Raw genomic sequence first — 4,993 nt, 5'->3', positions numbered from 1 at the left:
CCGCCGGCGCGGCCGGGGCACGGTGGCCGCGCTCGCCGCGGAGGAGGTGGCGCGCGGCTGGGGGTGCCGCCGTATCGAGGCGACGGTTCCCGCCGACGCCCGGGCCGCCCTCGGGCTGGCCACGGCGCTCGGCTACGTCGTGCGCAACCGGACCATGGAGAAGGCCCTCGCGGAGACCCCGCCCGTGCTTCCGGAGGGCAGCGTGGCCCGGCCCATGACCGAGGACGAGTTCGGCCCCTGGTCGGCCAAGGGCCAGGAGGACTACGCGGGGGACTGGATCCGGCGCGGGGTGCCGGAGGCCGAGGCGCGGGCCAAGGCGGCGAACGACCACGCCGCGCTGCTGCCCGACGGCCATGCCACCGAGGGCATGGTCTTCAGCGTCCTCGAACACGAGGGCACGCCCGTGGGCACCCTGTGGCTGTCGGTGCGCGGGGAACGGGCCTACGTCTTCGACGTCGAGGCAGACGCCGCCCACCGCGGCCGGGGGCACGGACGCTCGCTCATGCTGCTCGCCGAGGCCCAGGCGGTCGCCGCGGGGAACCGGACCATCGGCCTCAACGTGTTCGCCGGCAACACCCCGGCCGAGCGGCTCTACGACTCACTCGGCTACGGCACCACGCAGTACTCGATGTACAAGCCGCTCCTGTGACGGTGAGCTGCGTCCCTGGGGGCGGGGAGTGCCGTTCGGGTCTTCCCCGGGGCGAGGGGCCCGGCACGCGCTTCCCCGGAAGGGGTCCACAGCACCTCGGGGCGGCCACGAGGCGCCGTCGCCCGCAGCCGGCCCGGCCCGAGCGGTGCCCCTAGCCCTCCTGCTCGGCCAGCAGCCGGTCCGCGATCTCCTCGACGCGCTCGCGCAGCCCCTCCTGGCTCTTGCCGCCGTCGAGGCGCTCACCGCCGATGACGTACGTCGGGGTGCCCGTCACCCCGATCGCCTTGCCCTCGGCCTGGTCCGCGTCCACGATCAGGATGTGCCGTCCGTCGATCAGCGCGGTGTCGAACTCCTCGGCGTCCAGGCCGAGTTCCCGGGCGATCTCGACGAGGAAGTCCTCTCCCCGGCGGTCCAGCTCCTCGACCCGTCCCAGCACGGCCTCGACGTACGGCCATCCCCGCCCCTGCTCCAGCGCCTCCTCGGCGGCCTGGGCGGCGGCGAAGGAGTGCTTGTGCTTCTCCAGCGGGAAGTGCCGCAGCCGCAGCTCCAGGCGGTCGCCGTAGCGGGCCCGCAGGGCACGGAGGTCGTCGAGGGCGCTTCGGCAGTCCGGACACTGCAGTTCGCACCAGACGTCGAGGACGGGGGCGGCGGGGCGGGCGGGGGAGGAGTCGCTCATGGCCACAGTCTTCCAGCCGGGCCCCGGACCACCCAATCGGACGTCCGAAGGGCCGTCCTTCGTCCATTCCGTCCGGGACTCTCGTCCCAGCCGGTCGGGTGCGCCCCTCCATTCCGTCCGGGACCACGTCCCGGCCCGTCCGGTATGCCTCTCCGTCCCGTCCGGCGGCTGCGTCCCGGCCCGTCCGGCGGTGGAGGACGAGGCCCGTCCAGGGCCGAAGCGGAGGTCCGGGGGCGGCGGCCTTCGACGGGGGAGCGCCGACGCCGGGTGCCGGGAACGCGCCGGTGCTCGCACCTACGAAGGATCACCGACCCGGAGATGTCCCTGATGTCCGGCCGGAACATGGCCCGGCCGGGCCGTGCGGGTGCAGGATGGAAGGGACGAAGCGTCACAGCGACCCCACCTGCCTGGAGGACCGGATGATTGCCGAGACCGTCTGTTCCGCCGTCTCCGCGGCAGGCCTGGGCATCGCGGCGATCACGGCCTACCGCAAACGCTTCCTCGCGGCCGCCCGCATCGCCGCCTACTCGCTCGTGCCCCTCGGCCTGGTGATGACCGGCGTCGTCGACTGGCTGGCCGACACCGCCTTCAGCCCGACGGCATGGGCCGGCTTCGGGGTGCTCGGCCTGTCCTGGGTGCTGTTCGCGACCACCCGCACCGTGGAGCGCCGACGCGGCGGCACCCGTAAGGAGCGCAAGGCCGCGCGGGCCGCGGCACGACCCGAGGCGGTGGCACCCGGGGCCTCCGCACCCTCCCTGGGCCAGGGGTCCCGCCCGGCGGCCCGTCCCGCTCCCGCCTCCCGTGGCGAGGACGACTTCAGCGACATCGAGGCCATCCTCAAGAAGCACGGCATATGACGGTGGCGCGCCGCGGGTGAATGCGCCTGGCCGGCGGAAACGTCACAGTGGGTCCGCGAGCGCCCGGAAGTGATCACAACCCGAACCGTAGATCGCGGAATCGGCGAACTCGCACTCACTCCGTGAGTCTTGATCGCGTCGGGCGCTCCCGATGCGTCATCATCGCCGCGAGATGCTGGACACGACACAGAGCGATGCCGCGCCGCAGCAGGACGAGCCGCGTGGATGTCTCTTCGCCCTTTCCCAGCCACCGCTGATGATCTTCCTGGCGGTGATCGGGTGTCTGCTGCTCATGGCTGCCCTGCACGACCTGCTGTGGCTGTGAGCCGTACCCGCGGTACCCGGCGTCACCCGTCGGGACCGCGTCGGCACGGCATCGAGCCGCTTCGCCCGCGTGGGCGTCAGCCCGCCGCCTCCTTGCGCCGCGCCCGGTAGGCGGCCACATGCAGACGGTTGCCGCAGGTGCGGCTGTCGCAGTAGCGGCGCGAACGGTTGCGGGAGAGATCGACGAAGGCGTGCCGGCAGTCCGGGGCCTCACAGCGCCGCAGCCGCTCCTGCTCCCCGGCGACCACGAAGAACGCCAGCGCCATCCCGCAGTCGGCGGCCAGGTGGTCGGCCACGGAGGCGCCGGGCGCGAAGTAGTGCACGTGCCAGTCGTAGCCGTCGTGGTCGGTGAGCCGGGGCGTGGTGCCCGCGGCCGCGATCAGCTCGTTGATCAGCGTGGCGGCCGCGCGGGCGTCCGGAGCGGCGAAGACCGCCGCGAACCGGCCGCGGATCTTGCGCACCGCGGCCAGGTCGAACTCCGTGAGCACCCCGACCTCGCTGACCTCGTGCCGCCGCACGAACTCCTCGAGAGCCGCGACGTCCGGCAGCCCCTCCGGTGTCGTGTCGTCCTCCGGCGCGGAGTTCACCAGGTCCACCACGGTGTCGAGCGCGCACCGGGTGTCGTGGGTGATCAGCACAGTTCGCTCCCTGGCCTGGGGGTCGGGCGGGCGCCCGCCGATGCTGGCCGATGGTAGTGGCTCCGGCGCGCCCCGTACCTCCCCGCTCCGCACATGGCTTCGAATGCAACGCGCGGAGACCGGCCGTCGTTCCCGATCACCCGTTCGGCCTACACCGGCTCGGCGTGCGCACAGCACGACGGCGCCGCCCGCGGAAACCCGCGGTGTCGGCGCCGTCGCGTGTGAGCCGTATGCGGCTGTCCGGGCCCGAGCCGTCTCCCCGAGTCGACGGCGCCGGGCGGCTTCGCGAGCCTCGCCTAGCTTTCCGCCAGGATGTGCGAGAGCTCCTGGTCGAGATCGAAGTGCCGGTGTTCCGTGCCGGGCGGCACGGCGGCGTCGGTGCGCTTCAGGAAGGACTCCAGAGCCCTTGCCGGGGCCTCGAGCAGGGCCTCCCCCTCCGGCGAGCTCAGGGCGATGCACACGACGCCCTGACCGTGGCTGCGCGACGGCCAGACACGGACGTCGCCGGTGCCCGTGGGGCGGTGAAGTCCCTCGGCCAGGAGGTCGCGGGCGAACACCCACTCGACGGTTTCCTCGGCTCCGGTGTGGAAGGTGGCGTGCACGGCGTAGGGGTCGGCCGTGTCGTACCGCAGGCCTGCGGGGACAGGCAGGGAGGACTCGCTCGACACAACGAGGCGCAGGTGCAGCTCGCAGCTGACCGTGGTGTTCATAAGCGCCAGGGCCTTTCGCTCAGTGTGCGCTCGGGGATTCGCACGTCGGCCAAATCGACATGCCACCTACGGTGCCGTTGTAAACCCCTCTGAGTGTTTTGCGTCGGTTTACGTAACCCTTCCGGCCGAAAGATCGTTCGCGTCCTGCGTCCATTCCGGTGATGTGTTCGGCTCGGGTAGTGTTTGGATGCATGAACACGGGGAGTAACAAGTCTGGCGAGGCCGCGGTGACGGCCCACGGGGTGACGGTGGACGAGAGCGAGAACCGGGACGAGCGGGCGCTCGGATCGCGCGCACCGGAGTTCGTCAAGGCGCGCCGTGCGCTGCACTTCAGCTGGCAGGTCGGCGTCTTCGTGGTCGGTCTCGCGGTCGTGGCGGCCGGTGCCGCGATGCTGGTGCTGCCCGGACCGGGCTGGGTCGTGATCTTCGGGGGCATGGCGATCTGGGCGACCGAGTTCGTCTGGGCCCAGCTGGTGCTGCGCTGGACCAAGCGCAAGGTCACCGAGGCGGCCCAGCGGGCCCTGGACCCCAAGGTGCGGCGCCGGAACATCATCCTGACCTCGGCCGGCCTGGTGATCGTGGCCGCGCTGGCCGGTGTCTACCTGTGGAAGTTCGGTCTCGTGATGCCCTGGAAGATCGAGGAGCAGTGAGGCGCGGCGGGGGGCGGGCGCACCGCTCCCCGCTGGTCACGGGCACCCCCTGACATGGGGTAATGTTCTTCCTGCGTCCGGGCGATTAGCTCAGTGGGAGAGCGCTTCGTTCACACCGAAGAGGTCACTGGTTCGAACCCAGTATCGCCCACCGGATCATCAGGCGGCCCGGCTCACGAATCGTGAGCCGGGCCGCCTCGTCGTGTGAGGCCGGCGTGGCGCGTCCGCCTCGCAGGCGCCGGGCGGGGACCCTTCCGGCGCCTCCGAGGCGTTCCGCTTCCGGTCGTCTTCATCCAACCGTGACCTTCCGTCGCGCCCGCCCCGGTGGGCTCCGACATGTTCGGCCGGTCGGTCACGGGGCTGTCACCTGCGCGTTCGCGGCCGGGCCGGGCCTTGCGGACGAGGCGGTCGCCGCCGGTGCCGGACCGCGGCGCACATGAATTCCTGTCCGAATCATTGACGCGCCCGTAGGCCCTCCGTAACTTGTGC

At 72.1% G+C, this 4,993-nt stretch carries 7 protein-coding genes and 1 tRNA gene; 5 read left to right on the top strand and 3 right to left on the bottom strand.

What is annotated here, in order from left to right:
- Positions 1 to 649 (top strand): GNAT family N-acetyltransferase (locus tag B7767_RS32980; RefSeq protein WP_085575327.1); only part of this gene is annotated, 649 nt, incomplete at its 5' end.
- Positions 650 to 800: 151 nt separating this feature from the next.
- Here the strand turns inward: B7767_RS32980 and B7767_RS32975 are convergent.
- Complete coding sequence (locus B7767_RS32975) at positions 801 to 1,325, bottom strand: DsbA family protein (RefSeq protein ID WP_107486466.1); 525 nt, start codon at positions 1,323 to 1,325, stop codon at positions 801 to 803.
- A 419-nt stretch (positions 1,326 to 1,744) separates the two neighbouring features.
- Here B7767_RS32975 and B7767_RS32970 point away from each other — a divergent pair, with 419 nt between their 5' ends.
- Both B7767_RS32970 and B7767_RS46735 read left to right on the top strand, forming a co-directional pair.
- On the top strand, positions 1,745 to 2,182 hold the full coding sequence (locus tag B7767_RS32970; RefSeq protein ID WP_085575325.1) for a hypothetical protein: 438 nt from the start codon (positions 1,745 to 1,747) through the stop codon (positions 2,180 to 2,182).
- A gap of 172 nt (positions 2,183 to 2,354) precedes the next feature.
- Positions 2,355 to 2,507, top strand: a complete 153-nt coding sequence (locus B7767_RS46735) for a hypothetical protein (protein ID WP_179167381.1) — start codon at positions 2,355 to 2,357, stop codon at positions 2,505 to 2,507.
- A 76-nt stretch (positions 2,508 to 2,583) separates the two neighbouring features.
- Here B7767_RS46735 and B7767_RS32965 read toward each other — a convergent pair whose 3' ends face one another.
- Together B7767_RS32965 and B7767_RS32960 are read right to left on the bottom strand one after the other, a co-directional pair.
- Positions 2,584 to 3,144 carry a CGNR zinc finger domain-containing protein gene (locus B7767_RS32965; protein ID WP_085575323.1) on the bottom strand — a complete coding sequence of 187 codons (561 nt, stop codon included), beginning with the start codon at positions 3,142 to 3,144 and terminating at the stop codon, positions 2,584 to 2,586.
- 296 nt (positions 3,145 to 3,440) lie between these two features.
- Positions 3,441 to 3,854: an SsgA family sporulation/cell division regulator gene (locus B7767_RS32960; RefSeq protein ID WP_004002642.1), complete on the bottom strand. Its 414-nt coding sequence runs from the start codon at positions 3,852 to 3,854 to the stop codon at positions 3,441 to 3,443.
- A gap of 191 nt (positions 3,855 to 4,045) precedes the next feature.
- Between B7767_RS32960 and B7767_RS32955 the strand changes: the two genes are divergently transcribed.
- On the top strand, positions 4,046 to 4,504 hold the full coding sequence (locus tag B7767_RS32955; protein WP_085575322.1) for a TIGR02611 family protein: 459 nt from the start codon (positions 4,046 to 4,048) through the stop codon (positions 4,502 to 4,504).
- Between the two features lie 79 nt (positions 4,505 to 4,583).
- Positions 4,584 to 4,655: transfer RNA gene (locus tag B7767_RS32950), tRNA-Val, on the top strand.
- The last annotated feature ends 338 nt before the right edge of the window (positions 4,656 to 4,993 follow it).

Source organism: Streptomyces sp. 13-12-16 (genome assembly GCF_002114215.1).
Taxonomy (GTDB): domain Bacteria; phylum Actinomycetota; class Actinomycetes; order Streptomycetales; family Streptomycetaceae; genus Streptomyces.
The sequence above is the reverse complement of the archived record's forward strand: the minus strand, read 5'-3'. Positions and strand labels throughout refer to the sequence as shown.

Bases quoted from the DNA above. Each gene is read 5' to 3' on its own strand.
- B7767_RS32960 (WP_004002642.1), bottom strand. From the start codon at position 3,854: ATGAACACCACGGTCAGCTGCGAGCTGCACCTGCGCCTCGTTGTGTCG.
- B7767_RS46735 (WP_179167381.1), top strand. From the start codon at position 2,355: ATGCTGGACACGACACAGAGCGATGCCGCGCCGCAGCAGGACGAGCCG.
- B7767_RS32975 (WP_107486466.1), bottom strand. From the start codon at position 1,325: ATGAGCGACTCCTCCCCCGCCCGCCCCGCCGCCCCCGTCCTCGACGTC.
- B7767_RS32970 (WP_085575325.1), top strand. From the start codon at position 1,745: ATGATTGCCGAGACCGTCTGTTCCGCCGTCTCCGCGGCAGGCCTGGGC.
- B7767_RS32955 (WP_085575322.1), top strand. From the start codon at position 4,046: ATGAACACGGGGAGTAACAAGTCTGGCGAGGCCGCGGTGACGGCCCAC.